Source organism: Ruegeria intermedia (genome assembly GCF_900129345.1).
GTDB lineage: Bacteria > Pseudomonadota > Alphaproteobacteria > Rhodobacterales > Rhodobacteraceae > Ruegeria > Ruegeria intermedia.
The window spans coordinates 1-25,010 of record NZ_FQVK01000025.1; the positions used below are offsets into that span (position 1 = coordinate 1).

Here is a 25,010-nt window from a genome sequence, read left to right on the forward strand (position 1 = left end):
GCGGCGCAACCGGATCGAACGGTTTTTCTCAAAGCTCAAGCACTACAGGGCCATCGCCACCAGATACGAGAAACATGACGCCAACTTCCTCGCCCCAGTCAAACTCGCCGCAACACGCATCTGGTCGCGCGTCTATGAGTCGGTGACCTAGCCGCGGCCGATATAGGGCATCGTGGTGGCCATGACGGTCATGAACTGAACATTTGCCTCGGGCGGCAGGCAGGCCATGTGCAGAACCGACCGGGCCGCATCCTCGACCGCCATCGTCGGGTCCGGCTCGCGCCCTTCGGCGATGGCCCGTTCGACCAGAGCCTGCACCATCGGGGTACGCGCGTTTCCGATGTCGATCTGACCACAGGCAATGCCAAAGGCCCGCCCGTCCAGGGACAGGCTGCGCGTCAAACCGGTTATGGCATGTTTGGTGGCGGTGTAGTGCACCGAATTCGGGCGCGGCACATGCGCCGCGATCGAGCCGTTGTTGATGATGCGTCCACCTTGCGGGCTCTGCCGCCGCATCGCGCCGAACGCGGCACGGGCGCACAGAAACATCCCGTTCAGGTTCACGTTGACGCTCTGATACCAGTCGTCCAGCGCGATTTCGTCGATCGTGCCTGCGGGCGCGAAAATACCCGCGTTGTTGAACAGAACGTCCAACCGCCCGGCTTTCGCCTGAAATTCATCGAAGGCCGCTGACACCGCTTGGGGGTCGGTCACGTCAGCCACCAGCGGAATGGCGTTTTCGCGCGCGGCGGCCATCTGGCTCAGCTTGTCCGCGCTGCGCGCCAGCAGGCCGACCTGCCAGCCCTGATCCAGAAACAGCTCGGCGGTGGCCCGACCGATGCCCGAACTTGCCCCGGTTACGATGATCGTTTTCATGTTTCCTCCGCCTCCAGCGTAAGTTTTGCGGCCGGGACCGCGCGCAGGTCGTCAACCCGCAACGGATGGCTTGGCTTGGACAGCCGGTTGCGCACCACCCAGATCAGCCGCTCTTGCGCCCGGGTGATGGCCACATAGGCCAGCCGTTTCCACAGGGGTTGCCCCGCCTCGGTCCGGCCCATGCGGGCGGCGGCGTAAAGGTCAGGGGCAAAGACCTGCACCGTGTCCCATTGCGAGCCCTGCGCCTTGTGGATCGTCACGGCGGCCCCATGCAGAAACGTGGCCCCCATGCGCGCGGCAAAGGGGATGAAGGGCTCTTCCTCGTCGGGTTTTTCGATCTGCACGATCGACGCGGCGCTGACCTGCGGGTCTTCGGCCCCCATGACATGCAGCCGCGAGAACCCCGGCTTGCGCCCCGGCCCCAGATAGATCACCTGCGCGCCCTTGATCAGCCCGCGCGCCTCGAGGTCCAGCCGCTTCTTGCGGTGCTTCAGCGGCAGCTCGATCCCGTCGCAGATCAACGGTTCGCCTTCCAACAGCTCGGTCTCGGGGGCGCCATGCACCTGGCGGAAGGCCTGGATCAGCCGAATACGCGTCGCATTCCGCCAGACCAGAACCGGGCTGCGGGCCATCAGGTCGACCTCGACCCGCTGGCCCCAGACCACGCGGTCATCCGTGCGGGCGGTCTGCTCGACAAGGCGTTCGAAATCCTCGAACCCCATGGCCGGATCGGCCAGCGCATGGGCCAGATCCAGGATGGGGTTGTCGGCCTCCTGCCGGTGCACCCGGTTCAGGATCAGCTTGCGCGGTTCGGGCAAAGCATCGAACACCATCGACCCGGACTGGTTCACCGGTGCCAACTGCGCCGGATCTCCGAACAGCAGCAGGGTGGGAAAGATCTCCTTGAGATCCTCGAACTGGCGGTCATCCAGCATCGAGGCCTCATCGACGAACCCGATATCCAGCGGCTCGTCGCGCCGTTTCCAGCCGGTGATGAAATCCGATCCGCGTAGGCCAGCGGCGGCCAGGGCACCGGGGATGGACTTGTTGTTGGCATAGAACGCGGCCGCGCGGTCCAACGCCTCGTCGGTCAGGCCTTCGATCTCGGGGCGGTCGTCGTTGCCCGCCAGCCACTCGGCGATCCGTTCGTATTCCGGATCATAGACCGGCGTGTAGAGGATCCGGTGAATGGTGGTGGCCGGAACACCGCGCAACCGCAACACGCTGGCGGCCTTGTTGGTCGGAGCCAGAATCGCAAGGCTGCGCTTGTCCTTCGATTTGCGGCTTTCATAGTCGCCCGAAACGATCTGAACTCCGGTCTCGGCCAGCGCCTTGTAGAGTTCGGCCAACAGCAGGGTCTTGCCCGACCCGGCCTTGCCGATCACCGCCATGACCCCCGATTCGCCCTGGCCGGGCAGCTTGAGCAGCGCATCGTCGTCCAGGTCCACACCAGCGGTTTTCAGCATCTGGGTGATGCTGTCGAAGGCGGCGGCCTGATCTGCGGAAAATGTGACCTTGGGCAGAGACATGGCGCGACCCTACAAGGCCGCGCCAGCCGGCGCCAGATGCGGAATCCAACGTCAGGCAGACAGTGCAAACCGGTGCCGGGCCGTCGGTCCGAAGGCCGTTCGGAACCACAGCCGCGACAGCTCGCGTGGGATGCCCGCCCGCTCGGCCACGCGGTTGCAGTCCTCGGCCGAGTAAGGCCACAGCCCCACCGAAATCTGGTCGCGCCCGGTTCCCTCTGACCCCAGCACGATCGGAGACGACCCGATCAGGCGATAGATGCGAATCATGCGCGCATCGAAGACCCCCGCGATGTGGGTCAGGCCAAAGCCCTCCATCACCTCGCCGCCGCTCAGCATGATGGCACCGGCCGTGTGCGGACTGGCACCGCGCGACAGGCAGAACCGGGTCACTTCCCAGATCAGGGGGCTGCGAATCGGCTGGCCTCCGGTCAGATGCCCGAATACGTCAGTCACCATGACCGGGCCCGTCGTCGGCAGAATTCGCATGGACCCGCCATGGCTGCCATCCGGTTCTTCCCAGATCACATACAGCGGGTTCAGATCATCATACTGGTCCCGCTCCTCGCCTTTTTCGTTGACGTGAACGTCCCACCCCAGGCGGGTCTTGAATTGATCGGCGCGGTCGCGAAACATCCCCTCGGCCAATTTCGGAAATTTGTGAAGTTCGTCAGCGTATAAATAACGCAGCATGACTTTTCCCCTTGTCGTCCAGTGCTGGAACGAAGGGGGTACAAAGCCATGGTTAATTAACTATGTGCGGGCCGCGCGGCCCTTAAACCACTATTAATCCCCGGCTGAGGGCTTTTGCGATAGCATGTGTGGTGTTCAACGCCCCCAGCTTGGCTCGCGCGCTTTCGATATAGACCCGCAGCGTGTGTTCGGAGATCGACAGCGAATGCGCGACCTGAGCCCGACTGTAGCCAAGGGCCAAAAGGGTCATGGCGTCAATTTCGCGCGGCGACAGCGAGCGCGGCGAGTCCGGTTGCCGGGACCGCTCGAATTCCAGCGCCTTGCGGTTGAAATAGTGCGCGATCAGGATCAGTTCGCGGCCATACGCGCCGATGAAGGCCTGCCACGCGTCATCCGTACATGAATGGTTCACGGTAAAGAGGGCAAACTGGCCATTCGGGCCGCGGATCGGTATCGAGTAGCCTTGATTGCCGACCCCGTGCGCCAACGCATCCTTCAAAAAGGCCTTGGCGACCTTGCCCGACCAGTCCAACGCTTTCCAGTCAACCGGCTGAAACCGTTGGAAACACCCCAGAATGACCGGGTCAATGCGATGATAGTTGCGCTCCTGATAGCGCGCGACCCAGGCGTCGGGATAGGTCGTGCACCCATATTGGTCGCCGCCACCATCGACCCAGTGATACACGATGTGATCGATTTTCAGCTTGTCGCGAAGCCCGACGGCAACCGCGCCCAGCTCGTCAAGCGTGCTGGTGTTTTCCAAGTCCTCCAGGACCCGACTCAAATCGAACTTCGTTCCCATTCGACGGTGCCCGCGCCTCACGCTCGAGGGACGCAATCTCGGCCGCTGCAATCAGCTTCGTGTCATCAAGCTGTTCCGCCAAAGCCGTCAGCCCATTGGCAACTGCGAAGGCGTTGAGGTCCGACAGTACGTCCAGTATCCACTCATTCTGCGCCATCAGGGTCGCTCCGAAACAGTTAACGAAGGGTTAACACAACCATAACATGTGTGTGGTTTTGTTGCATATTCGCTGCTTTCTACTCCCCAAAAATGGCGGGTCGGAAATCTCCAAGCGTCTGAAGTTCAAGAAGGGGCTGCAGAACGGAAAACGCCCGCGAGGCGCCGGAGCGATTCGCGAGCGTTGATGTGTCAGGGCACCCCGCTCAACCGCGGGCGTCCAGGACCTCTTCGAGGGTGCGCAGACCAGTGCGCGGGGCCTGAACCAGAACCGACATGTTGCCGGGCTTGTGCTCGTTGCGCAGCATCTTCATGTGGGCTTCGGGCAGTTCATTCCAGGGAAACACCTCGGACATGCAGGGATCCAACCGCCGTTCGAGCATCAGCCGGTTCGCGGCCGACGCCTGCTTGAGATGCGCGAAATGCGACCCCTGCAGGCGCTTCTGGTGCATCCACATGTAGCGTACGTCGAAGGTCAGGTTGTAACCGGTGGTGCCGGCGCAGATGACCACCATGCCGCCCTTCTTCACCACGAAGGTCGAGACCGGGAAGGTGGCTTCGCCGGGGTGCTCGAATACCATGTCGACATTCACGCCCTTGCCGGTGATGTCCCAGATCGCCTTGCCGAATTTGCGGGCTTCCTTGAACCACTCGGCGTATTCGGGTGTGTTGACCGTGGGCAACTGGCCCCAGCAGTTGAAATCCTTGCGGTTGATGACGCCCTTGGCGCCCAGCCCCATGACGAAGTCACGCTTGCTTTCGTCCGAGATCACGCCGATGGCGTTGGCGCCGGCCGTGTTGATCAACTGGATCGCGTAAGAGCCCAGACCACCCGACGCGCCCCAGACCAGAACGTTCTGGCCCGGCTTCAGATCATGCGGCTCGTGCCCGAACAGCATCCGATAGGCAGTGGCCAGCGTCAGCGTGTAGCAGGCGCTTTCTTCCCAGGTCAGGTGCTTGGGGCGCGGCATCAGCTGCTGTGCCTGCACGTTGGTGAATTGCGCAAACGACCCATCGGGCGTTTCATAGCCCCAGATGCGCTGGCTGGGTGAATACATCGGGTCACCGCCGTTGCACTCTTCGTCGTCGCCATCGTCCTGGTTGCAGTGGATCACGACCTCGTCGCCGACCTTCCAGCGTTTCACCTTGTCGCCCACCGCCCAGACGATGCCCGACGCATCCGAGCCCGCGATGTGATACGGGGCCTTGTGGCCATCAAAGGGGCTGATCGGCTTGCCGAGCGAGGCCCAGACGCCGTTGTAGTTGACACCCGCCGCCATCACCAGAACCAGCACTTCGTGGCTGTCCAGCTTGGGAACATCGACCACCTCCAACTGCATCGCAGTGTCGGGCTCACCGTGGCGCTCCTTGCGGATGGCCCACGCATACATTTTTTTGGGCACATATCCCATCGGCGGGATTTCACCCATCTCGTAGAGGTCTTTTTCCGGTGCCTCGTAGGACGCGATGCCGCTGTCGGTGTCCAAAGCCATTGTGGCCTCCTCTGTCAAACATGTTCGCCGCGACGCAGAATCGCGCGCTTCATAGGCTGGGATATTGACCGCAGAGTAATTTTGCAACCCGTTTTAGGTCAAGTTTGTAATTTTATGACCTTGCGGCCGCAGAAATATCCTTCGCATCTGCAGAATCCTCCGGGTCCGGGCCGATCGGAGCAGAAGCCGCGTAGTACTGCATCAACTCCACCCGCTCGACCGAGGGCGACAACATGCCGTTGTTTCTGCGCAGTATTCGTCTTTCGACCAATTGTTCGATCGCCGGAGAGACGGCCTCCAGATCTTCCTCCGTGGCCCCTTCCTGCCGCATCAGTCCGGCGATGCGTGACTGAACGTCAGCCTCGGAGATGGGGCCGTTCTCGCGAACGAGCCAACACGCGGCGGGCGCTGGTACCAAAGGAATCGCCCGGCCAATCCGGCGCATCAGTTCGCGGGCCAGATCCGTCATCAGATCACGGCTGCCCTGTCGCCGAAACTCGTGCAGCGAAATGGGGCGGCCATAACGCACCGACGCCATGCCGAACCGCTTGTAGCGCCCGATGATACGGCGCCACAGCTGCTTCAGACACCATCTCGTGATCACGCCGATCCGCGCGCGGAACCGCCGTTCGCTGCCCAGGGCGGCGGCGGTCAGAATCGTATCCTCCAGCACCCGGTCATAGTTCAGCGCAACCGGCACGAACACGACGTCGCGACCATCCGGCGACGTTCCGTCGATGATGTATTTAAGAAGCCCCAGCTTGGGCCGCCCCAGCGCCCCGGTCAGGCTCAGACCACCTTCGGGAAACATCGCCTGCGTGACGCCGGCGTTGGTGGCCAGGCGGACATAGCTGGCCAGGACCTGCCGGTACAGTTCGCTGCCGGACCTGCGCCGGATGAAATAGGCGCCCATTGCGCGGATCAGCCGGCTGAGCGGCCAGACCCGCGCCCATTCGCCGACCGCATAGGACAGCGCCGAATGCCGTGCGGCCAGATAGGTCACCAGAACATAATCCATGTTGCTGCGATGGTTCATCACGAACACGACCGTCGCATCCGGGTCGATGTCTCTGATCGCCTGTTCGTCGGCATAGCTGAGTCGCACCTGGTAGAAGGCATTGCTGAGCCACCGCGCCAGCCGGATCGCAAAGCTGAAATAGGTGAAGGCGGAAAACGACGGCACGATCTCGCGCGCATAGCGGCGGGCCTGTTCGAACGCGACCGCCTCGGGCACCCCGTGTTCCTTGGCATGCTGCTGCACCGCACGTCCCACCTGCGGATCGTAGATCAGGCGTTGGATCATGTCATGCCGCCGCGCCAGTTTGAACGGTTGGATCGGCCGTTGCAGGCGCTGGTTCAGCTGTTCGACGGCGCGTTCAAGCCGGCGGCGAAAGAACCAGCGCACCGACGGGAACAGGAAATGCGAGGCAAAAGTGACCGCAGCAAACACCACGATCAGAACAAACAGCCAAATTGGCAACTCAACGGTCTGCGTCATGCCGGCACAGTGCCATCAAACCGCCGCCGTCACAATCGGCAGCACACGGTACATGCCGCAACGCAGCGAATTGACATGTGCTGAAAATTGCGCTTTAGAACCCATGAGAGAAATATTGTTACCCATCGACGCATGAGGCTCTGACCATGACGCAGACGCAGAAAGACCGCCCCTGGCTCATCCGAACCTATGCCGGTCATTCCACGGCCAAAGCCTCGAACGCGCTTTACCGATCCAACCTGTCCAAAGGGCAGACCGGCCTGTCGGTGGCCTTCGATCTGCCGACGCAAACCGGATATGACAGCGATCACACCCTGGCACGGGGCGAGGTCGGCAAGGTCGGGGTGCCCGTCTGCCACCTGGGCGACATGCGGGTGCTGTTCGACCAGATCCCGCTGGAGCAGATGAACACCTCGATGACGATCAACGCCACTGCCCCCTGGCTGCTGGCGCTGTATATTGCGGTGGCCGAGGAACAGGGCGCCGATGTGTCCAAGCTGCAGGGCACGGTGCAGAATGACCTGATCAAGGAATACCTGAGCCGCGGCACTTATGTCTGCCCGCCCAAACCTTCGCTCAAGATGATCGCGGACGTCGCCGAGTACTGTTACTCGAACGTGCCAAAATGGAACCCGATGAATGTGTGTTCCTATCACCTGCAAGAGGCCGGCGCGACGCCCGAGCAGGAGCTGGCCTATGCGCTGGCCACTGCCATCGCGGTACTGGACGAGCTGCGCCCCCGCGTTCCGGCCGAGGATTTTCCGGCGCTGTGCGGCCGCATCTCGTTTTTCGTGAATGCGGGCATCCGGTTTGTCACCGAAATGTGCAAAATGCGGGCCTTCGTCGACCTTTGGGATGAAATCCTGCAACAACGTTATGGCGTGGAGAACCCCAAGTTCCGCCGGTTCCGCTATGGCGTTCAGGTCAACTCGCTGGGCCTGACCGAGCAGCAACCCGAGAACAACGTCTATCGCATCCTGATCGAAATGCTGGCCGTGACGCTGTCGAAAAAGGCCCGCGCCCGCGCGGTGCAACTGCCAGCGTGGAATGAGGCCTTGGGCCTGCCGCGCCCCTGGGACCAGCAATGGTCGATGCGGATGCAGCAGATCCTGGCTTATGAGACCGACCTGCTGGAATACGACGACCTGTTCGATGGCAACCCGGTGGTCGACGCCAAGGTCGAGGAACTGAAGCAGGGCGCCCGGGCTGAACTGGCCAATCTGGACTCGATGGGTGGTGCGGTTGCGGCGATCGACTACATGAAATCGCGGCTGGTGGATTCCAACGCCGAGCGTCTCAACCGGATCGAGCGCAATGAAACCATCGTCGTCGGCGTGAACCGCTGGACGGAGGGCGAACCCTCGCCGTTGCAGACCGAGGATGGCGGGATCATGGTCGTCGATCCGGCGGTCGAACAGGAACAGATCGCGCGCCTGAACGACTGGCGTGCCGCCCGCGACGAGGCCGCCGTGGCCGCGGCTCTGGCCGATCTGCGCGCCGCCGCGCAATCGGGTGCCAACATCATGGAGCCCTCGATCGCCGCAGCCAAGGCCGGCGTCACCACCGGCGAATGGGCCGAAGAGATGCGCCGCGTCTTTGGCACCTATCGCGGTCCGACGGGCGTTTCGGGGTCGGTCTCGAACAAAACCGAGGGTCTGGACGATCTGCGCGCGGCGGTGGATGCGGTCAGCGACCGCCTCGGGCGTCGCCTGAAATTCCTGGTCGGCAAACCGGGGCTGGACGGTCATTCCAACGGCGCCGAGCAGATCGCCTTCCGCGCCCGCGACTGCGGCATGGATATCACCTATGACGGCATTCGCCTGACCCCCGAGGAAATCGTGGAGTCGGCCATCGAACAGCAGGCCCATGTGATCGGGCTGTCGGTCCTGTCCGGCAGCCACCTGCCGCTGGTCCAGGAAGTCATGACACGCCTGCGCGAAGCCGGCTTGGGTGATATTCCGGTTGTCGTCGGGGGCATCATCCCGGACGAGGACGCGGATCGCCTCAGATCGATGGGTGTTGCCAATGTCTATACGCCCAAGAATTTCGAACTGAATGCGATCATGGGCGATATCATCTCTTTGGCTGACCCGGAAACTCTGGCTGCCTGATATCCACATTCGGTTTCACAGGCCCGCTTCCGTTCGGGCTGGCTTTCTCGCGAATTTCAGGTGGGAGACTCGTTGTTTGAATCCAAGATGATGGCTGGAGGGCGTGCCGGGAAAATGCCCTCCGACTGACACGGTGCCCATGCCGGTTGGATCACCGTAAGCCCGGGTTCGACGCTGAGATGGTCTGGATGCCGCCACCGAACGGCATGCGTTGTCTGCAGCAGAGTTCCAATTGCCCCTCGTTTCAGGCTTGTTTCGTCCTGAACATGCAGTTGCCGCCGCACGCCATCTCGGATTTTTTCGGGTCACGTCCCTCAGGTCGGCGATATCTGTCGTGTGGTCTGCGGGCATGGTCGGCCGGCTTCGATGCAGAGGATCGGGTTCATCTCCTCGTGGCCGGTTTGGGCAAAGACCTCGACCTGCATGTACGGGCTGGCGGCCCGCCATTGGTCGTTCTCCTCGGTCAGCACCGCGCCAATCAGATGTGAGATCGAAGCCCCGCGCGAGAATTTTTCGGCGACGTCGACGCAGCGGGTCCTTCATGTTTTCGTGCCGCACCGGCTTCTCATTCAAGTGGTCTTTCTTTCAAAGGCCAGAGGGCTTTTTCAGCGGAGGGCGGAGTGGTGTCTTCCCGGATTGCAGAACCCGTTCTTGAGCTCAAAAGTGGCGACCCCGGCGCCACGAGGCATTGACTTGATTGGCTTGTGCCAGGCTTCGACCGCCGGTTGTAACAACGATTGCCGACTCCGGTCAGCGGAATCTTGAAGCCATGTCGGCGCAAAAGCTTCCGACAATCGCGTGAACCGTATTGGAGCCACCGTCGGTGGGATGAATGCAGCCCTTGGGCGATCAGCAGCGAAGCCTTGATTCAAAGGGGGCGACGCGATTTCGAATCTGTGCCGGCTGTCGGTCGTGGCCCTCCACCTCTTGATTCGCTTCAGTTCGATGCCATTCTCCTGCTTTGGGCGGCCGGCGCGGCGATGCCCGACATCGGATCCGGTTTCTTTCAGTTTCTCGGCCCGGCGCAGACGGCCATGGCTGCCGCCGGAAAAGCGAAACCGGTCGCGGATTTGAGCCAGCAACACTGTTTCTGTTCGCTGTCGCTGAGTGACAGGACGAGAGCGCAAGGCATTCTGGCCACGCGAGTTGACGCCCATGATCCAGCACGGGCGATCAGCCGAAAGCTGAAGGCGGTGATCTTCCGCACGCGGGGCATCACCCCAGGGTGACATGCCGGGCCATGGACGGCGGCAAATCTCATTTGCGTCTCTCTGAAAGGAACACGGCGGCGTCCATGGGGGAAACACCCCACCGAGGTTTTTCCTTGCCCATTTGCCTTTGAGATATCTCTTTCAACTCGGAGCAAACGATTCTGTTTCCGAAACCCTGCAATCACGCATACGAGATCAGATAGGGGGCGTCTCGGGATCGCGCCGGTCTTTTTGTCATCCAGCGGCACAATATCGAAGAAACCGTACCGGGGTCAGCGGAATCCTGACGACGGCTCAGCCCGTTTGTCAGTCCTTGCGAACCGTGGATAGTATCCCGCCGGTTGGTGCAACTCTGTTTTTCGGCTTTGGCTTGGACGCGGTCGCGAGCGGAGCGAAACACCCTGGCGAACCCTTGATGCCGGGGTACCGCGACCGGTAGATCGTGGCAATCCAAGTACGTGTCGCGGCTCCGACCGCCAATCTGCACTTGGCATACCCGCCAAAGTGTCCATAGGGTAGGTTTGTCCGGGGAAAGGGATATTCTGCTTGAACCCCGACTTGTGCAACAAGGCCAATCTGAACGGGAAAAACGTCAAAATGACAATTCATATTGGTGCCGATAAGGGTGATATCGCCGAAACCGTGCTTTTGCCCGGCGATCCCTATCGCGCGAAATGGGCGGCAGAGACTTTTCTGAGCAATGTGCGCCAGATCAATGATGTGCGCGGAATGCTGGGGTTCACCGGCGAATGGAAAGGCAATCCGGTCACCATTCAGGGCAGCGGCATGGGAATGCCCTCGCTGTCGATCTACGTCAATGAGCTGATCCGCGACTATGGTGCCAAGACCCTGATCCGCATTGGGTCATGCGGTGGCATGCAGGAAAACGTCAAGCTGCGCGATGTGATCATTGCGATGACGTCAACGACGCTCAGCACGCCGTCTCGGGGCATCATGAAAGAGATCAACTTCGCGCCCTGCGCCGACTGGTCGCTGTTGCAGGCGGCCGTGCAGGCGGCCGAGGCCAAAGGCACCCCGACGCATGTCGGCGGCATCTACTCATCCGACGTGTTCTATGACGAACGCCCCGACCTGAACGAGCAGATGGTGCGCCACGGCATCCTGGGTGTCGAGATGGAGGCCGCCGAGCTGTATATCCTGGCCGCACGGCACAAATGCCGCGCTCTGGCGGTTCTGACCGTGTCCGATCACCTGCTGACCGGCGAGGCCCTGCCCTCGTCCGAGCGCCAGAGCAGCTTTGGCGACATGGTGGAAATTGCGCTGCAGGCCGCCTTCCCGAACGCCTGAGACCAACCGGCCCGGGGGCTATTCCCGGGCCTCAGCGCCCGTGCGAGCGATCATACCCATTGGGCGCCGGACTTTGCCATCCGGTCAACGCACCTTTGGCAGGCGCGAATACCTCGACCAACAGCGGATGACAGGCGGCGGCGTCCGATGAATGCTCGGCCGAGCAATCCCCGCCGGGACAGGCGCTGAGGTCGCCCAACAGGTCGATTTCAGCGAAAAACTCCAGATAGTCGCCCGGACGCACCGGCGACGCCTTCATGAAATACTGCCCGGTATCGCGGGTGAAGCCGGTGCACATGAACACGTTCAGCACGTCGTGGATGGCCGGCTCGGCCTCGGCCAGCGAAAGGCCCAGATGGTCGGCCAGCGCCCGGGTCAGGTTGGAATGGCAGCACTGGTGATACTGCGAGCCCGACAGCAGGTTGCCGGTGTAGGGGTCGCAGCGCGTTCCGATCACATCGTGCACCGACCCGCCATATTCGTCGATGCCGTACCAGTCCAGCGTGTCGGCCACGATCGTCGCCATCGGGCGCAGATGGGGAAAGCTGGACCACAGCCGCTCGCCCGTCGTCACGTGGGTTCCGTGCAGCGCGCGGGTCTTGCCGGAATAGAACCGCTCGGACAGATCGTGCAGGTTCCACAGGTTCAGGTCACCGACCTGCGGGCCCTCGACCGAAGTAATGCGAAAGAAATGCCCGGCCGGAACCTTGAAACACCGCGCGTCACGTGGCGGCACCAGAACCTCGCCCGTTTTGCGCGCGGTTGACCGGGCCGCCGCAAGCAGCGGCATGTCCGGCGCCGGAAGGCTGTCATTGGGATAGCAGATCACCGGAGCGATGGCCCGGCGGGCGGCGGCGTCGGGTGGTGGGTTCGTCATGCTGCGTCCGTCCATGTTTTCGACAGAGTGACGCAGATCGCGGCAGCGGGAAACCCCAAGGAGTCGCTGGCGCCAAAATGTCAGGTTTTGGTTCGCGCGCACCGGTTCGGCTGCGCCTCGGATCGGGATACGGCGCCGCAGAAAGCACAGCTCCAAGTCCCGTCCTTCCGGCGTCGCCGCCACCGACAGTCGCGCGTCAGCGCGGAGGTGCGCGAACGCCAGAAGAAATAGGCGAATACACCGGCGGCGAGCAGAAGCAGAAGAACAGGCATGCCTCTGCTTCGCTTACATCGTGCCGGTGTTCAAGCCCAGCCCGCGCCGCAGGTCAGGCCGCGTTGGCGTATTCGAACAGTTCGGGCTCCTTGTCCTCGGCGTGGTCCGCCGGCTCGGGCGTGTAATAGGCCCAGGCCTGCTCCAGCAACTTCAGGGCTTCGGCTGCATCGGTTTTGGCGGTGCTGTTTTCGGTTTTCATCGGAGTGATCCTGTTTCCAATCCGTCACTCCTCCCCAGTGCCGAACATAAGCCCGACCGGGGCGGCGCACATCCGATGATTTCGCATGTGGGCCATGCACTTGCCGCAACGCGGCAAGTGCACTTCTTGAGAAATCAGACGGTGCGTTCGACCATCAGCTTCTTGATCTCGGCAATCGCCTTGGCCGGGTTCAGACCCTTGGGGCAGGTCTTGGCGCAGTTCATGATCGTGTGGCAGCGATACAGCTTGAACGGATCCTCAAGCTCATCCAGACGCTCGCCCGTGGCCTCGTCACGGCTGTCGATGATCCAGCGATAGGCATGCAGCAGCGCGGCGGGGCCAAGATAGCGGTCGCCGTTCCACCAGTAGCTGGGGCACGAGGTCGAGCAGCTGGCGCACATCACGCATTCATACAGGCCGTCCAGCTTCTTGCGGTCCTCGATCGACTGCCGCCACTCTTTTTCGGGCGGGTTGGTCTTGGTTTCCAGCCAGGGCATGATGCTGGCGTGCTGCGCATAGAAATGCGTCAGGTCGGGGATCAGGTCCTTGACCACCGGCATGTGCGGCAGCGGATAGATCTTCACGTCGCCCTTGATCTCGTCCATGCCGTAGATGCAGGCCAGCGTGTTGATCCCGTCGATGTTCATCGCGCAGGAACCGCAGATCCCCTCGCGGCAGGACCGGCGGAAGGTCAGCGTGGGGTCGATCTTGTTCTTAATGTAGATCAGCGCATCCAGAACCATCGGCCCGCAATCGTCCATGTCGACGAAATAGGTATCGACCCGCGGGTTCTGTCCATCGTCCGGGTTCCAGCGATAGATCTGGAACTTGCGCACGTTGGTCGCCCCTTCGGGCTTGGGCCAGGTCTTGCCCGTCGTGATGCGCGAATTCTTGGGGAGGGTCAGTTGTACCATGTGTTCCTCTCCTTAGAAGGTCCGCGCCTTGGGCGCGATCTTTTCAAGGCTGATGCCGCCCTGCTCTTCGGGCGTCAGCGGATCGACGATGACCGGGCGATAGCTCAACTCGACCGAGTTGCCCTCGACCCGCGCCACGGTGTGCACGCGCCAGTTCTCGTCGTCGCGCTCGGGGAAATCCTCGTGCGCGTGGGCGCCGCGGGATTCCTTGCGCGCCTCGGCACCCACGATGGTGGCCAGCGCGTTGGGCATCAGGTTGGTCAGCTCCAGCGTCTCCATCAGGTCGCTGTTCCAGACCAGGCTGCGGTCGGTAACCTTCAGGTCGTTCAGCTTGGCGGCGATCGCGGTCATCTTCTCGACGCCCTGCGCCAGCGTTTCGGCGGTGCGGAACACGGCTGCGTCTTCCTGCATGGTCTTCTGCATTTCCAGCCGCAGCTCGGCGGTCGGGGTCGAACCATCGGCGTTGCGCAGCGCGTCGAACCGGTCGAAGGCCTTGTCGACCGACGCCTTGTTCAGCACCGGGTTCGGCGCCTCGGGGTCCACCACCTTGCCGGCGCGGATCGCGGCGGCCCGGCCGAACACCACCAGGTCGATCAACGAGTTCGAGCCCAGCCGGTTCGCGCCGTGCACCGAGGCGCAGCCGGCCTCGCCCACGGCCATCAGGCCGGGCACCACGGCGGTGGGGTTGTCGGCGGTCGGGTTCAGCACCTCGCCCCAATAGTTGGTCGGGATGCCGCCCATGTTGTAATGCACCGTCGGCAAAACCGGGATCGGCTCCTTGGTCACGTCGACGCCGGCAAAGATCTTGGCCGATTCCGAGATCCCCGGCAGCCGCTCGGCCAAGGCCTCGGCCGGCAGGTGCGACAGGTTCAGGTGGATGTGGTCCTTGTTCTTGCCCACACCCCGCCCTTCGCGGATTTCCATCGTCATGCAGCGGCTGACATAGTCACGCGGCGCCAGGTCCTTGTAGTGGGGCGCATAGCGCTCCATGAACCGTTCGCCTTCCGAGTTGGTCAGATACCCGCCCTCGCCGCGGGCGCCTTCGGTGATCAGACAGCCCGAGCCGTAGATGCCGGTCGGGTGGAACTGCACGAATTCCATGTCCTGCAGCGGCAGGCCCGCGCGGGCCACCATGCCGCCACCGTCGCCGGTGCAGGTATGCGCCGAGGTCGCGCTGAAATAGGCGCGGCCATACCCGCCCGTTGCCAGCACCACCATCTTGGCGTTGAACACATGCATGGTGCCGTCGTCCAGCTTCCAGCAGACGACACCCTGGCACTGCCCGTCCTCGGACATGATCAGGTCGATCGCGAAATACTCGATGTAGAATTCCGCGTTGTTCTTCAGCGACTGGCCATACAGCGTGTGCAGGATCGCGTGGCCGGTCCGGTCGGCCGCGGCGCAGGTACGCTGCACCGGCGGGCCTTCACCGAATTCGGTGGTGTGGCCGCCGAAGGGGCGCTGATAGATCTTGCCTTCTTCCGTGCGCGAGAACGGCACACCGTAATGTTCCAGCTCGTACACCGCTTTGGGCGCCTCGCGCGCGAGGTACTCCATCGCGTCGGTATCGCCCAGCCAGTCCGAGCCCTTGACGGTGTCGTACATGTGCCATTGCCAGTGGTCGGGCCCCATGTTGGACAGCGACGCCGCGATGCCGCCCTGCGCGGCAACGGTGTGCGAGCGCGTCGGGAAAACCTTGGTCACGCAGGCCGTGCGCAGGCCCTGCTCGGCCATGCCCAGCGTGGCCCGCAGCCCGGCCCCACCGGCGCCGACGACAACCACGTCATATTCGTGCGTTTCGTATTCGTATGCAGCCATTTCTTTCAGCTCCGGGGTGTTAGAGGGCGATGCGGGCGATGGCAAAGATGCCAGCGGCGGCCGCGCCATAGGACAGACAGGTCACGAGGATGATCAGAACCTTTTCAAGCGTGCCATGCACGTAGTCCTCGATCATCACCTGCGCGCCATCAGCAAAATGTTTGAAGCCGACGGCCAACGTCAGCGCCGCAACGATCGCCGGGAACGGACGCGAATAATAGTCCAGCATCACGTCATAGGGCTGGCCCAGGGTCGGCCCGAAGGTAAAGACGAACAGCGGCACGAGGATCAGCAAGGCAACCGAGCTGACCTTCATCGCCCAGAAATGCTGGGTGCCGGACTTGGCCGAGCCCAGGCCAAGGGCGCGCTTGCGGTCGGTAAGGTAACGCATGTCAGGCCTCCGCTTATGCAACGATCAAAAGGGTGACGAGGGTCAGAACGACCGATCCGATCACGACCGCCCAGCCCAGCTTGTAGGCGGTGGGCAGGTCCAGCCCGACGGCGTTGTCCCAGATCAGGTGACGGATGCCGGCCAGGGTGTGGTACCACAACCCCCACAGCGACAGAGCCATCACCAGATCACCCAGCAACGAGGTGATCACGGCGTTGGCGGTCGCATAGGCCTCGGGCGAGGTCGCCGCGGCCAGGAACCACCACACGATCAGCAGCGCCGCTACCAACATGGCGTTGCCGGTGATCCGCGTGAGGATCGAGGTGACAGAGGTCAACTGTGGACGATAGATCGACAGATGCGGCGAAAGCGGGCGGTTCCCCCGATTGACATCGGCCATGGCGGCTCCTTTTTGGGTTGGCTATGGAAGGTTTTACTGCTTTTTACATCTCTGTCACGCGCCGCAGGTGCAAAAAAGAGCAAATTGCGCGCAAATGACCTGATTGGCCGATTTTGTGATCACGCAAAATAATCTCGTGATCACAAATCCTGCCGACGCCCGTCAATATCAGCGTTTTCAGGCCGCAAGCTATGTGATCACGAATCTTTTTAATCACTTGAACCTGGCCGTCTGACGGGTGACTTCGCGCAGCAGTTTCTTGCGGATGCGTTCGGGATAGTCCTCGAAACCCGCAGCCGAGACCACGAAAGCGCCTTCGCCCACGATGACGTTTTCATAGAAATAGGCGGTCAGGTCTGGCTCGCTTTCCTCGATGGCGATGGCGTTCACGGTGATCCCCTGACGGCGCAGCAGGTCGTGTATCTCGGTCGGCTCGATGCCTTCGTTCGACACCCCGTCGCCCGAGATGTCGATCAGGCGGCGCTTGCAGTCTGGTACGTCCAGAAAACTGTTCACGGTCATTTCCAACGCCTCGCCGATCGCGGTCGAGAAATTGCGCCACACGCGGGGATCGGTCGCCACCTGTTCGGCAAATGCGTCCACCGCGTCGAACCTGTCGATGCGGGTCCAGGGGATGGTGATGCGCTGGCGCGACGCGCCAGTCCATTGCACCAACATCAGCCGGGCCTGGCCGCGCACCAGCGCCTCGGACACGACCGGGTCGCGCAACCCGGCCGCCAGGCCATCCATCTGAATGCGGTATTCCGAACTGTCGACCGAGCCGGACACATCCACGGCCAGCGCCAGCGCCAGATCGCAGGCCAGCGCCGGGCGGGCAAGGCAGAGCGCGGCAGCAAGGATACGCAGATAAGACATGAGCCGAACCTAGCACGGTTCGGCCCGGTCGGGATCACAAGACTGTGGGGGTCAGCCCGTTCAGATCGGCATCAGCGCCCAATAGTCCAGATCCAGCAGGACGTCGGGGCTGTATTTTCCATCCGCGCCGCGCAGCGCAAAGGGCTCGCCGCCCTTGGTCGCCACTAGTCGCAGCCGGATCGCACCCACGCCGGGCACGCCGGTTTCGGCCTTGTCCAGCACTTCGGACCAGGCCTTGATGGTGTCGCCTGCGAAACAGGGGTTGGCATGGGCGCCGCCATTCAGACCGACGATCATCTGCGCATTGGCCAGCCCGTTGAACGACAGCGCGCGCGCCATCGAGATCACGTGGCCGCCATAGATCAGCCGCCCATCGGGGCGGAAGGTCAGGTCGAAATGCACCTTGGCCGTGTTCTGCCACAGGCGGGTGGCCAGCATGTGCTCGGCCTCTTCCACGGTCACGCCGTCGACATGGTCGATGGTTTCGCCGATCTGGTAGTCTCCCCAGCGGTGCGGTTCACCGGCCAGAGCAAAGTCGTATTTGCTGAAATCCAGCCCGCTCGGCACCACGAGGTCGCCGGGTTCCAGCGCTTTTTTCAGGTCCGGCAGCACGGTTTCGGGCGCCGGCACATCAAAGTTCGATTTCCGCACCATCACCCAGCGCACGTATTCGATGACCACCTCGTCGCGCTGGTTCAGCCCGCGCGTGCGCACCCAGACCACGCCGGTCTTGCCGTTCGAGTTCTGTTTCAGCCCGATCACCTCGGATTCCGACCGCAGGGTGTCGCCAGGATAGACCGGCTGCAGCCAGCGACCTTCGGCATAGCCCAGATTGGCGACCGCGTTCAGCGACACATCCGGCACCGTCTTGCCGAACACCACATGGAACGCCGCCAGATCGTCGATCGGGCTTTGCGGCAGGCCGCAGCTCCGGGCGAACTCGTCCGAGGAATAGAGCGCGTGGCGCGCGGGATAGAGCGCATGATAGAGCGCGCGCTCGCCCTCCGTCACGGTGCGGGGCACCGCGTGGTGCAGCACCTGCCCGATGGAGTAGTCCTCGAAAAAGCGGCCCGGATTGGTTTTTGCCATTATTGCTGTCCCAGTTTCATGTCGGGGGAATAGTCGGCCGCGACCTCCTTGGTCACGGCCTGCGCACAGCGCATCTTGCTGGTGGACGGGTCGAACGCATAGGCCGGAGAGCCGTGCAGATCCCACCCTTTGGCCAGCGCTTGGGACACCTTGTGGCAGAAGGCCGAGGTGTCCTCTTCGGTCAGCAGTCGATAAAGTTTCGCCATCACGGCACCTGCCTAGCCCGGGAACGGAGACGGGCCGACCAGCCCGTGAATGTAGCCGATGACGGCCAGCAGCACGATCGAGGCCACGAAGAACATCGCATCCTTGCCCAGCGTTCCGGGCTCGCCCGGGGTCCAGTCGGGCTCGGATTTGTTGATGACGATCACTTCGACCACGGCCCAGGCCAACAGGCCGCCGAACAGGATGATCGACGCCAGATCACCATTGACCAGCAGATGCGCAATGGCCCAGAGCTTGAACCCGCCCAGCATCGGATGACGCACCTTGTTCAGCAGCCTGCCCTTGGTTCCGGCCGGGCTCATCATCCAGATCGCGATCAGCACCAGCAGGTTGTTGACATGGACCATGAAACTGGGCGGTGCCCAGACATGGATGAAATCGGTCATGCGATAGCCGAAGATCATCAGCAGGATCGACACGACCAGCGCGCCCGCGACGGCGCCCTTTCCGGCGTCGCCCATGGCCGCGCGGCGCGCGGGCATCAGGCGTTTGAACAGATGCGCGGCCCACCAAAGCGCCACACCGAGAATGAGAAGAACAAAGCCCATGCTGGCTTACCCCGCTTGCAAAGCTGATATCGCCTCTGCTTTTGCCAGAATTTCGCGGGCAGTTACAACGTGCAGATTTTCCACGATCCTGCCATCGACCACGGCAACGCCCTGCCCCTGCGCCTCGACCTCTTCGAAGGCGGCGATCTGGCGGCGGGCCAGGTCGATCTCGGCCTCGGAGGGGGCGAAGGCGGTGTTGGCGGTCTCGACCTGCGCGGGGTGGATCAGGGTCTTGCCGTCAAAGCCCATGTCGCGGCCCTGCGCGCATTCGGCAACCAGACCTTCGGTATCCTTGAAGGCGTTGTAGACGCCATCGATAATCACCAGCCCCTCGGCCTTGGCGGCCAACAGGCATAGGCCCAGCGAGGTCATCAGCGGCAGACGGTCGGGGCGGAAGCGGGTCTGCAGTTCTTTCGCCAGATCATTGGTGCCCATCACAAAGCCCGCCATCAGCGGATGCGCCGCGATCTCGGCCGCGTTCAGCATGCCGCGCGGGGTTTCCATCATCGCCCAGATCGGAAGGTCGCCGGTGATCGCGGCCAGCGCATCCACGTCGGCGGCCGAGTTGACCTTGGGCAGCAGAACCACGTCGGCATCCATCTGGCGCACGGCCTCGGCATCGGCGCGGCCCCAAGGGGTGTCCAGACCGTTGATTCGCACGATCTTGACGCGCGGGTCATAACCACCCGTCGCCAGCGCGGCCTTGAGCGTTTCGCGTGCATTGTCCTTTTCATCGGCGGCCACCGCGTCTTCGAGATCGAAGATGATGGCATCGACGGGCAGCGTGCGCGCCTTGTCGAGCGCCCGCTCCTTGGAGCCGGGGATATACAGGACAGAGCGGTAGGGGCGCTGGCGGGGGTCCATGGGAACCTCTCATTGAAATAAAGTTGCGCAGAATGGGGCATTTTTTACCGGAAACTTCAAGGCCCAAATCGCCGCATTGCAGCATGTGACGCAACGCGCGGTGGTTTTACCGCAATTGCAGAGGGTTCCGGCAGCCTTGGTCCGGTCAACAGGCAAAGGGGGCCGGAAATGAATGAGCGGTTGTTTCAGATGACGATGGGGCTGGGCATCATGGTGCTGGCGGCACAGCAGGTACAGGCGCAGACGCCGAACTGTGCGCCCCGGCCGGATGTGCTGCAGCGGCTGGCCGAGACCTATGGCGAGACCCGGCGCGGCATCGGCATGGCGCGGCAGGGGGCAGTGATGGAGATCTTTGCCTCGGACGAAACCGGCACCTGGACGATCACGGTCACCCTGCCCAACGGGCTGACCTGTCTGGTGGCTGCGGGCGAGGCCTATGAGACGCTGGCCGAGGCGCTGCCGCCGAACACCTGAGCGTCAGGTCAGCGCGTCCCAGATCAGCTTTGATCCGGTCAGGGTCAACAGCACATAGGCGATGCCGAAAAACAGCCGCTCGGACATCATCCAATGGGCGCGCACGCCCAGCCAGGCGCCGAGGATGGCGAAGGGGGTCAGCAGCAGGTCTGCCCAGGCGGTCTGCAGGGTGAACATGCCCAAGAAGGCATAGGGGACGAACTTGGCGATGTTGATGACCCAGAAGACCAGCACGGTGGTGGCCTGGAACTCGGTTTTCGTCAGGCGTTGCGACAGCAGGTAGACAGCGGCGGGCGGGCCACCGGCATGGCTGACGAAGCTGGTAAACCCGGCGACCAGCCCCGCGAACAGCCCGGCCGGCGGCGGCAGGCGGTTGGCGAAACCGCGCACCCAGCCGCGGGATTGCGCCACATGCCAGACCACGAAGCCCACCGAGATGCCGCCGATCAGCAGGCGCAGCAGGTCTTCGTCGGTCGCCCGATACAGCAGCGCGCCCAGCGCCACGCCTGGCACCGCCCCCAGCATCAGCAGCCGCGCGTCGGGCCAGCTCCACCGTTTCCAGTAGGGGCGCAGGGTGGCCAGGTCGATCACCATCAGGATCGGCAGCATCAACGCCAGCGCCTGCCCCGGATCGAGGATCAGCGCCAGAATCGACGCCGACGCAAACGCCACGCCCGAGCCGAAGCCGCCCTTGGAAATGCCCGCAAAGATCACGGCCGGGATCGCCACGACAAAAAACATCAGGTTCAATTCGACCATGCAGCAGCCCCGAAACGGCTTGTCCTGCGGGTGGTTTAGCGCAACCGGAAGGGGACAGGCAAACGGTATGCGGTCGCATGCCGCGCCGCAGAACCCTTGCGCAACGGCGTTTTAGCGACTAGCAAAACCGCGATTTCAAAACCGACCGGAGACAATCCAAATGGCCAGACCCAAGATCGCGCTGATCGGCGCAGGTCAGATCGGGGGCACGCTTGCCCACCTCGCTGCAATGAAGGAACTGGGGGATGTCGTTCTGTTCGACATCGCCGAGGGCATCCCGGAAGGCAAGGCGCTGGACATCGCCGAATCCGGCCCGTCCGAGGGCTTTGACGCCAAGCTGAAGGGCACCCAGTCTTACGAGGACATCGCCGGCGCAGACGTCTGCATCGTGACCGCCGGTGTGCCGCGCAAGCCGGGCATGAGCCGCGACGACCTGCTGGGCATCAACCTGAAGGTCATGAAATCGGTCGGCGAAGGCATCGCCGCCCACGCACCCGACGCGTTCGTCATCTGCATCACCAACCCGCTGGATGCCATGGTCTGGGCGCTGCAACAGTTCTCGGGCCTGCCGGCGAACAAGGTCTGCGGCATGGCCGGCGTGCTGGACTCGGCCCGCTTCCGCCACTTCCTGGCCGAAGAGTTCGACGTGTCGATGAAAGACGTCACCGCCTTCGTTCTGGGCGGCCACGGCGACACGATGGTTCCCTCGGTCCGCTATTCGACCGTTGCGGGCATCCCGCTGCCCGATCTGGTCAAGATGGGCTGGACCACGCAAGAGAAGCTGGACGCCATCGTGCAGCGCACCCGTGACGGCGGCGCCGAGATCGTCGGCCTGCTGAAGACCGGCTCGGCCTATTACGCGCCTGCCACCTCGGCGATCGAGATGGCCGAGGCCTATCTCAAAGACCAGAAGCGCGTTCTGCCCTGCGCCGCCTATTGCGATGGCGAGCTGGGCGTGAAGGGCATGTATGTAGGCGTCCCGACCGTGATCGGAGCCGGCGGCATCGAGCGGATCGTGAACATCCAGTTGAACGACGAAGAACAGGAAATGTTCGACAAGTCCGTCAACGCCGTGAAAGGTCTGGTCGAGGCCTGCAAGGGCATCGACAACTCGCTGGCGTAAATCCATTCCGGACAATTGCGAACCGGCCCCGCAGGGGCCGGTTTCTTATTTGCGAACGTCGTTTGCGCGCCCCAACAATTGGATGGCAATTGTTGGCGCAACCACAGATTTCCAAGGCGCCCCGGGCTCGGCCGATCACACATCGAATCATTTCGCAAGTTGCCTCATATTTGTGATCACACCCCAAAATGCCGTGATCACAAATATGGAAAATCCTCGGCAAAAACCTTCTTCCGGTAAGAAAACCCTTTAATTTTGCCCGTTAGACACCCCTATAACGATCCAATCGTAGTCAGACGGGACAGTTTCGATGAACATTCACGAATATCAGGCCAAGGCCCTTCTTCGCAGCTACGGCGCGCCGGTTTCGGACGGTCGCGCGGTGCTGCGCGCGGAAGAGGCGAAAACCGCAGCCGGTGAACTGGACGGCCCGCTTTGGGTGGTCAAGGCGCAGATCCATGCCGGGGGCCGCGGCAAAGGGCATTTCAAGGAACCCGACGCCGGCGACAAGGGCGGCGTGCGTCTGACCAAATCGGTGGAGGAAGCCGCCGAAGAAGCCAAAAAGATGCTGGGCCGCACGCTGGTCACGCACCAGACCGGCCCCGAGGGCAAGCAGGTCAACCGCGTGTACATCGAGGCCGGATCGGGCATCGAGCGCGAGCTGTACCTGGCCCTGCTGGTCGATCGCCAGACCAGCCGCATCTCGTTCGTGTGCTCGACCGAAGGCGGCATGGACATCGAGGAAGTGGCCGCCGCGACGCCCGAGAAAATCCTGTCCTTCTCGGTTGACCCGGCCACCGGCTATCAGCCGTTCCACGGCCGCCGCATCGCCTTTTCGCTGGGCCTGGAAGGCGCGCAGGTCAAGCAATGCGTGCGTCTGATGGGCATCCTGTACAAGGCCTTCGTCGAGAAGGACATGGAGATGCTGGAGATCAACCCGCTGATCGTGGCCGAAGGCGGCGACCTCAAGGTGCTGGACGCCAAGCTGAGCTTTGACGGCAACGCGATCTATCGCCACCCCGACATCGCCGAGCTGCGCGACACCACCGAGGAAGACCCCAAGGAGCTGGAAGCCAGCAAGTACGACCTGAACTACATCGCGCTGGATGGCGAGATCGGCTGCATGGTCAACGGCGCGGGCCTGGCCATGGCGACGATGGACATCATCAAGCTGTACGGAGCCGAGCCGGCCAACTTCCTGGACGTGGGCGGCGGCGCGACCAAAGAGAAAGTGACCGAGGCGTTCAAGATCATCACCAGCGACCCGAACGTCAAAGGCATCCTGGTCAACATCTTCGGCGGCATCATGCGCTGTGACGTGATCGCCGAGGGCGTCGTCGCCGCGGTGAGAGAGGTGGGCCTGAAGGTTCCGCTGGTGGTGCGTCTGGAAGGCACCAACGTCGAGAAGGGCAAAGAGATCATCAACAGCTCGGGCCTGGACGTGATCGCCGCCGACAACCTGGACGATGCCGCGCAGAAGATCGTGAAGGCGGTCAAAGGCTGAACCCGATAACGCAGGGCGGGTCACGGCCCGCCATTCCGATGAATGCTGGCGGGTCGGACCCCGCCGAAAACAGGAGAACGCCAAATGGCAGTCCTCATCGACGAAAATACCAAAGTGATCTGTCAGGGCTTCACCGGCTCGCAGGGCACGTTCCACTCTGAACAGGCCATCGCCTATGGCACCAAGATGGTCGGCGGCGTGACGCCGGGCAAAGGCGGCATGACCCATCTGGGCCTGCCCGTGTTCAACTCGGTGCACGAGGCCAAGCACGTGACCGAGGCCAACGCGACCGTGATCTATGTGCCGCCGCCTTTTGCCGCGGATTCGATCCTCGAGGCGATCGACGCCGGGATGGAAGTGATCGTCTGCATCACCGAAGGCATCCCGGTTCTGGACATGATGAAGGTGAAGCGCGCGCTGGAAGGCAGCAAATCGCGCCTGATCGGCCCGAACTGCCCCGGTGTCATCACGCCCGACGCCTGCAAGATCGGCATCATGCCCGGCCACATCCACAAGCGTGGTTCGGTCGGCGTCGTGTCGCGCTCGGGCACGCTGACCTACGAGGCCGTCAAGCAGACCACCGATGTGGGTCTGGGCCAGTCCACCTGCGTGGGCATCGGCGGCGACCCGATCAAGGGCACCGAGCATATCGACGTGCTGGAATGGTTCCTGGCCGATGACGAGACCGAGTCGATCATCATGATCGGCGAGATCGGCGGCTCGGCCGAGGAAGAAGCCGCGCAATTCCTGGCCGATGAGGCCAAGAAGGGCCGCAAGAAGCCGGTTGCCGGGTTCATCGCTGGCCGTACGGCGCCTCCGGGCCGCCGCATGGGTCACGCGGGCGCCATCGTCGCCGGCGGCAAGGGCGGTGCCGAGGACAAGATCGAAGCCATGCGCAGCGCCGGCATCGTCGTGGCCGAAAGCCCCGCCAAGCTGGGCGAGGCCGTGCTGGAAGCGATCGGCAAGTAACCTGCCGGCCCGATCTGCGGGCCGGCCCCAGCG

The 25,010-nt window shown here is 62.8% G+C and carries 27 protein-coding genes and 1 pseudogene; 8 read left to right on the plus strand and 20 right to left on the minus strand.

Features of this window, described 5'->3' with window-relative positions:
• Window positions 1-151 (plus strand): annotated as a pseudogene (locus F3H26_RS15610) (IS5/IS1182 family transposase); the annotation flags it as partial.
• Here the strand turns inward: F3H26_RS15610 and F3H26_RS15615 are convergent.
• From F3H26_RS15615 to F3H26_RS15645, 7 genes are all read right to left on the minus strand, one after another.
• Entirely contained in the window at window positions 148-876 is a 729-nt protein-coding gene (locus tag F3H26_RS15615; protein ID WP_149776935.1) for an SDR family oxidoreductase, read from the minus strand. The pseudogene F3H26_RS15610 and the gene F3H26_RS15615 sit on opposite strands and share 4 nt — an antisense overlap.
• Window positions 873-2,405 carry an ATP-dependent DNA helicase gene (locus F3H26_RS15620; protein WP_149776936.1) on the minus strand — a complete coding sequence of 511 codons (1,533 nt, stop codon included), beginning with the start codon at window positions 2,403-2,405 and terminating at the stop codon, window positions 873-875. The genes F3H26_RS15615 and F3H26_RS15620 overlap by 4 nt, the downstream gene beginning before the upstream one ends.
• A gap of 51 nt (window positions 2,406-2,456) precedes the next feature.
• Window positions 2,457-3,095, minus strand: a complete 639-nt coding sequence (locus F3H26_RS15625; RefSeq protein WP_149776937.1) for an acyl-homoserine-lactone synthase — start codon at window positions 3,093-3,095, stop codon at window positions 2,457-2,459.
• 82 nt (window positions 3,096-3,177) lie between these two features.
• Window positions 3,178-3,897, minus strand: a complete 720-nt coding sequence (locus F3H26_RS15630) for a helix-turn-helix transcriptional regulator (RefSeq protein WP_149776938.1) — start codon at window positions 3,895-3,897, stop codon at window positions 3,178-3,180.
• Entirely contained in the window at window positions 3,836-4,054 is a 219-nt protein-coding gene (locus tag F3H26_RS15635; RefSeq protein ID WP_149776939.1) for a hypothetical protein, read from the minus strand. Before F3H26_RS15635 ends, F3H26_RS15630 begins: the two co-directional genes overlap by 62 nt.
• A gap of 205 nt (window positions 4,055-4,259) precedes the next feature.
• A complete protein-coding gene (gene ccrA, locus F3H26_RS15640; protein WP_149776940.1) occupies window positions 4,260-5,546 on the minus strand; it encodes a crotonyl-CoA carboxylase/reductase in 1,287 nt (428 codons plus the stop codon).
• A 112-nt stretch (window positions 5,547-5,658) separates the two neighbouring features.
• Window positions 5,659-7,044 (minus strand): 1-acyl-sn-glycerol-3-phosphate acyltransferase, encoded by a 1,386-nt coding sequence (locus F3H26_RS15645; RefSeq protein ID WP_149776941.1) that lies wholly within the window; start codon window positions 7,042-7,044, stop codon window positions 5,659-5,661.
• Between the two features lie 146 nt (window positions 7,045-7,190).
• Here F3H26_RS15645 and F3H26_RS15650 point away from each other — a divergent pair, with 146 nt between their 5' ends.
• Window positions 7,191-9,155, plus strand: a complete 1,965-nt coding sequence (locus tag F3H26_RS15650) for a protein meaA (RefSeq protein ID WP_149776942.1) — start codon at window positions 7,191-7,193, stop codon at window positions 9,153-9,155.
• A gap of 314 nt (window positions 9,156-9,469) precedes the next feature.
• Here F3H26_RS15650 and F3H26_RS19500 read toward each other — a convergent pair whose 3' ends face one another.
• Window positions 9,470-9,625, minus strand: a complete 156-nt coding sequence (locus F3H26_RS19500; protein ID WP_188127793.1) for a hypothetical protein — start codon at window positions 9,623-9,625, stop codon at window positions 9,470-9,472.
• A gap of 510 nt (window positions 9,626-10,135) precedes the next feature.
• Between F3H26_RS19500 and F3H26_RS15655 the strand changes: the two genes are divergently transcribed.
• Together F3H26_RS15655 and deoD are read left to right on the plus strand one after the other, a co-directional pair.
• Window positions 10,136-10,384, plus strand: coding sequence for a hypothetical protein (locus tag F3H26_RS15655; RefSeq protein WP_149776943.1), 249 nt, complete (start codon window positions 10,136-10,138; stop codon window positions 10,382-10,384).
• A 579-nt stretch (window positions 10,385-10,963) separates the two neighbouring features.
• Window positions 10,964-11,674 (plus strand): purine-nucleoside phosphorylase, encoded by a 711-nt coding sequence (gene deoD, locus F3H26_RS15660; protein WP_149776944.1) that lies wholly within the window; start codon window positions 10,964-10,966, stop codon window positions 11,672-11,674.
• A 31-nt stretch (window positions 11,675-11,705) separates the two neighbouring features.
• Here the strand turns inward: deoD and F3H26_RS15665 are convergent, their stop codons facing one another.
• From F3H26_RS15665 to F3H26_RS15715, 11 genes are all read right to left on the minus strand, one after another.
• Window positions 11,706-12,551 carry an urea carboxylase-associated family protein gene (locus F3H26_RS15665; RefSeq protein ID WP_149776945.1) on the minus strand — a complete coding sequence of 282 codons (846 nt, stop codon included), beginning with the start codon at window positions 12,549-12,551 and terminating at the stop codon, window positions 11,706-11,708.
• Window positions 12,552-12,876: 325 nt separating this feature from the next.
• Window positions 12,877-13,023, minus strand: a complete 147-nt coding sequence (locus tag F3H26_RS19505) for a hypothetical protein (protein WP_005978904.1) — start codon at window positions 13,021-13,023, stop codon at window positions 12,877-12,879.
• Window positions 13,024-13,157: 134 nt separating this feature from the next.
• Window positions 13,158-13,937 (minus strand): succinate dehydrogenase iron-sulfur subunit, encoded by a 780-nt coding sequence (locus F3H26_RS15675; protein ID WP_005978906.1) that lies wholly within the window; start codon window positions 13,935-13,937, stop codon window positions 13,158-13,160.
• Between the two features lie 12 nt (window positions 13,938-13,949).
• Window positions 13,950-15,755: a succinate dehydrogenase flavoprotein subunit gene (sdhA, locus tag F3H26_RS15680; protein ID WP_149776947.1), complete on the minus strand. Its 1,806-nt coding sequence runs from the start codon at window positions 15,753-15,755 to the stop codon at window positions 13,950-13,952.
• 19 nt (window positions 15,756-15,774) lie between these two features.
• Window positions 15,775-16,146, minus strand: a complete 372-nt coding sequence (gene sdhD, locus F3H26_RS15685) for a succinate dehydrogenase, hydrophobic membrane anchor protein (RefSeq protein WP_149776948.1) — start codon at window positions 16,144-16,146, stop codon at window positions 15,775-15,777.
• Window positions 16,147-16,159: 13 nt separating this feature from the next.
• Complete coding sequence (sdhC, locus tag F3H26_RS15690; protein WP_149776949.1) at window positions 16,160-16,546, minus strand: succinate dehydrogenase, cytochrome b556 subunit; 387 nt, start codon at window positions 16,544-16,546, stop codon at window positions 16,160-16,162.
• A gap of 213 nt (window positions 16,547-16,759) precedes the next feature.
• Window positions 16,760-17,422 carry a DUF1194 domain-containing protein gene (locus F3H26_RS15695; RefSeq protein WP_149776950.1) on the minus strand — a complete coding sequence of 221 codons (663 nt, stop codon included), beginning with the start codon at window positions 17,420-17,422 and terminating at the stop codon, window positions 16,760-16,762.
• Between the two features lie 60 nt (window positions 17,423-17,482).
• Window positions 17,483-18,511: a MaoC family dehydratase gene (locus tag F3H26_RS15700; RefSeq protein ID WP_149776951.1), complete on the minus strand. Its 1,029-nt coding sequence runs from the start codon at window positions 18,509-18,511 to the stop codon at window positions 17,483-17,485.
• Entirely contained in the window at window positions 18,511-18,717 is a 207-nt protein-coding gene (locus F3H26_RS15705; RefSeq protein WP_149776952.1) for a DUF1737 domain-containing protein, read from the minus strand. The genes F3H26_RS15700 and F3H26_RS15705 overlap by 1 nt, the downstream gene beginning before the upstream one ends.
• Before the next feature lie 12 nt (window positions 18,718-18,729).
• On the minus strand, window positions 18,730-19,284 hold the full coding sequence (locus tag F3H26_RS15710; protein ID WP_149776953.1) for an NnrU family protein: 555 nt from the start codon (window positions 19,282-19,284) through the stop codon (window positions 18,730-18,732).
• Between the two features lie 6 nt (window positions 19,285-19,290).
• Window positions 19,291-20,148, minus strand: a complete 858-nt coding sequence (locus F3H26_RS15715) for an HpcH/HpaI aldolase/citrate lyase family protein (RefSeq protein ID WP_149776954.1) — start codon at window positions 20,146-20,148, stop codon at window positions 19,291-19,293.
• Between the two features lie 168 nt (window positions 20,149-20,316).
• On the opposite strand from F3H26_RS15715, the gene F3H26_RS15720 reads away from it, so the two are divergent.
• Window positions 20,317-20,622: a hypothetical protein gene (locus tag F3H26_RS15720; protein WP_149776955.1), complete on the plus strand. Its 306-nt coding sequence runs from the start codon at window positions 20,317-20,319 to the stop codon at window positions 20,620-20,622.
• A gap of 3 nt (window positions 20,623-20,625) precedes the next feature.
• Here F3H26_RS15720 and F3H26_RS15725 read toward each other — a convergent pair whose 3' ends face one another.
• Window positions 20,626-21,381 carry a sulfite exporter TauE/SafE family protein gene (locus tag F3H26_RS15725; RefSeq protein WP_149776956.1) on the minus strand — a complete coding sequence of 252 codons (756 nt, stop codon included), beginning with the start codon at window positions 21,379-21,381 and terminating at the stop codon, window positions 20,626-20,628.
• 160 nt (window positions 21,382-21,541) lie between these two features.
• Between F3H26_RS15725 and mdh the strand changes: the two genes are divergently transcribed.
• The 3 genes from mdh (at window position 21,542) to sucD (ending at window position 24,977) form a co-directional block, all read left to right on the plus strand.
• Window positions 21,542-22,504, plus strand: a complete 963-nt coding sequence (mdh, locus tag F3H26_RS15730; RefSeq protein ID WP_149776957.1) for a malate dehydrogenase — start codon at window positions 21,542-21,544, stop codon at window positions 22,502-22,504.
• A gap of 310 nt (window positions 22,505-22,814) precedes the next feature.
• Entirely contained in the window at window positions 22,815-24,008 is a 1,194-nt protein-coding gene (sucC, locus tag F3H26_RS15735) for an ADP-forming succinate--CoA ligase subunit beta (RefSeq protein ID WP_149776958.1), read from the plus strand.
• An 84-nt stretch (window positions 24,009-24,092) separates the two neighbouring features.
• On the plus strand, window positions 24,093-24,977 hold the full coding sequence (gene sucD, locus F3H26_RS15740) for a succinate--CoA ligase subunit alpha (protein WP_149776959.1): 885 nt from the start codon (window positions 24,093-24,095) through the stop codon (window positions 24,975-24,977).
• The last annotated feature ends 33 nt before the right edge of the window (window positions 24,978-25,010 follow it).

What these genes read in the sequence shown, in the direction of transcription:
- F3H26_RS15615 (WP_149776935.1), bottom strand. Translation starts at nt 876, where the DNA reads ATGAAAACGATCATCGTAACCGGGGCAAGTTCGGGCATCGGTCGGGCC.
- F3H26_RS15620 (WP_149776936.1), bottom strand. Translation starts at nt 2,405, where the DNA reads ATGTCTCTGCCCAAGGTCACATTTTCCGCAGATCAGGCCGCCGCCTTC.
- F3H26_RS15625 (WP_149776937.1), bottom strand. Translation starts at nt 3,095, where the DNA reads ATGCTGCGTTATTTATACGCTGACGAACTTCACAAATTTCCGAAATTG.
- F3H26_RS15630 (WP_149776938.1), bottom strand. Translation starts at nt 3,897, where the DNA reads ATGGGAACGAAGTTCGATTTGAGTCGGGTCCTGGAGGACTTGGAAAAC.
- F3H26_RS15635 (WP_149776939.1), bottom strand. Translation starts at nt 4,054, where the DNA reads ATGGCGCAGAATGAGTGGATACTGGACGTACTGTCGGACCTCAACGCC.
- ccrA (WP_149776940.1), bottom strand. Translation starts at nt 5,546, where the DNA reads ATGGCTTTGGACACCGACAGCGGCATCGCGTCCTACGAGGCACCGGAA.
- F3H26_RS15645 (WP_149776941.1), bottom strand. Translation starts at nt 7,044, where the DNA reads ATGACGCAGACCGTTGAGTTGCCAATTTGGCTGTTTGTTCTGATCGTG.
- F3H26_RS15650 (WP_149776942.1), top strand. Translation starts at nt 7,191, where the DNA reads ATGACGCAGACGCAGAAAGACCGCCCCTGGCTCATCCGAACCTATGCC.
- F3H26_RS15655 (WP_149776943.1), top strand. Translation starts at nt 10,136, where the DNA reads ATGCCCGACATCGGATCCGGTTTCTTTCAGTTTCTCGGCCCGGCGCAG.
- deoD (WP_149776944.1), top strand. Translation starts at nt 10,964, where the DNA reads ATGACAATTCATATTGGTGCCGATAAGGGTGATATCGCCGAAACCGTG.
- F3H26_RS15665 (WP_149776945.1), bottom strand. Translation starts at nt 12,551, where the DNA reads ATGACGAACCCACCACCCGACGCCGCCGCCCGCCGGGCCATCGCTCCG.
- F3H26_RS19505 (WP_005978904.1), bottom strand. Translation starts at nt 13,023, where the DNA reads ATGAAAACCGAAAACAGCACCGCCAAAACCGATGCAGCCGAAGCCCTG.
- F3H26_RS15675 (WP_005978906.1), bottom strand. Translation starts at nt 13,937, where the DNA reads ATGGTACAACTGACCCTCCCCAAGAATTCGCGCATCACGACGGGCAAG.
- sdhA (WP_149776947.1), bottom strand. Translation starts at nt 15,755, where the DNA reads ATGGCTGCATACGAATACGAAACGCACGAATATGACGTGGTTGTCGTC.
- sdhD (WP_149776948.1), bottom strand. Translation starts at nt 16,146, where the DNA reads ATGCGTTACCTTACCGACCGCAAGCGCGCCCTTGGCCTGGGCTCGGCC.
- sdhC (WP_149776949.1), bottom strand. Translation starts at nt 16,546, where the DNA reads ATGGCCGATGTCAATCGGGGGAACCGCCCGCTTTCGCCGCATCTGTCG.
- F3H26_RS15695 (WP_149776950.1), bottom strand. Translation starts at nt 17,422, where the DNA reads ATGTCTTATCTGCGTATCCTTGCTGCCGCGCTCTGCCTTGCCCGCCCG.
- F3H26_RS15700 (WP_149776951.1), bottom strand. Translation starts at nt 18,511, where the DNA reads ATGGCAAAAACCAATCCGGGCCGCTTTTTCGAGGACTACTCCATCGGG.
- F3H26_RS15705 (WP_149776952.1), bottom strand. Translation starts at nt 18,717, where the DNA reads ATGGCGAAACTTTATCGACTGCTGACCGAAGAGGACACCTCGGCCTTC.
- F3H26_RS15710 (WP_149776953.1), bottom strand. Translation starts at nt 19,284, where the DNA reads ATGGGCTTTGTTCTTCTCATTCTCGGTGTGGCGCTTTGGTGGGCCGCG.
- F3H26_RS15715 (WP_149776954.1), bottom strand. Translation starts at nt 20,148, where the DNA reads ATGGACCCCCGCCAGCGCCCCTACCGCTCTGTCCTGTATATCCCCGGC.
- F3H26_RS15720 (WP_149776955.1), top strand. Translation starts at nt 20,317, where the DNA reads ATGAATGAGCGGTTGTTTCAGATGACGATGGGGCTGGGCATCATGGTG.
- F3H26_RS15725 (WP_149776956.1), bottom strand. Translation starts at nt 21,381, where the DNA reads ATGGTCGAATTGAACCTGATGTTTTTTGTCGTGGCGATCCCGGCCGTG.
- mdh (WP_149776957.1), top strand. Translation starts at nt 21,542, where the DNA reads ATGGCCAGACCCAAGATCGCGCTGATCGGCGCAGGTCAGATCGGGGGC.
- sucC (WP_149776958.1), top strand. Translation starts at nt 22,815, where the DNA reads ATGAACATTCACGAATATCAGGCCAAGGCCCTTCTTCGCAGCTACGGC.
- sucD (WP_149776959.1), top strand. Translation starts at nt 24,093, where the DNA reads ATGGCAGTCCTCATCGACGAAAATACCAAAGTGATCTGTCAGGGCTTC.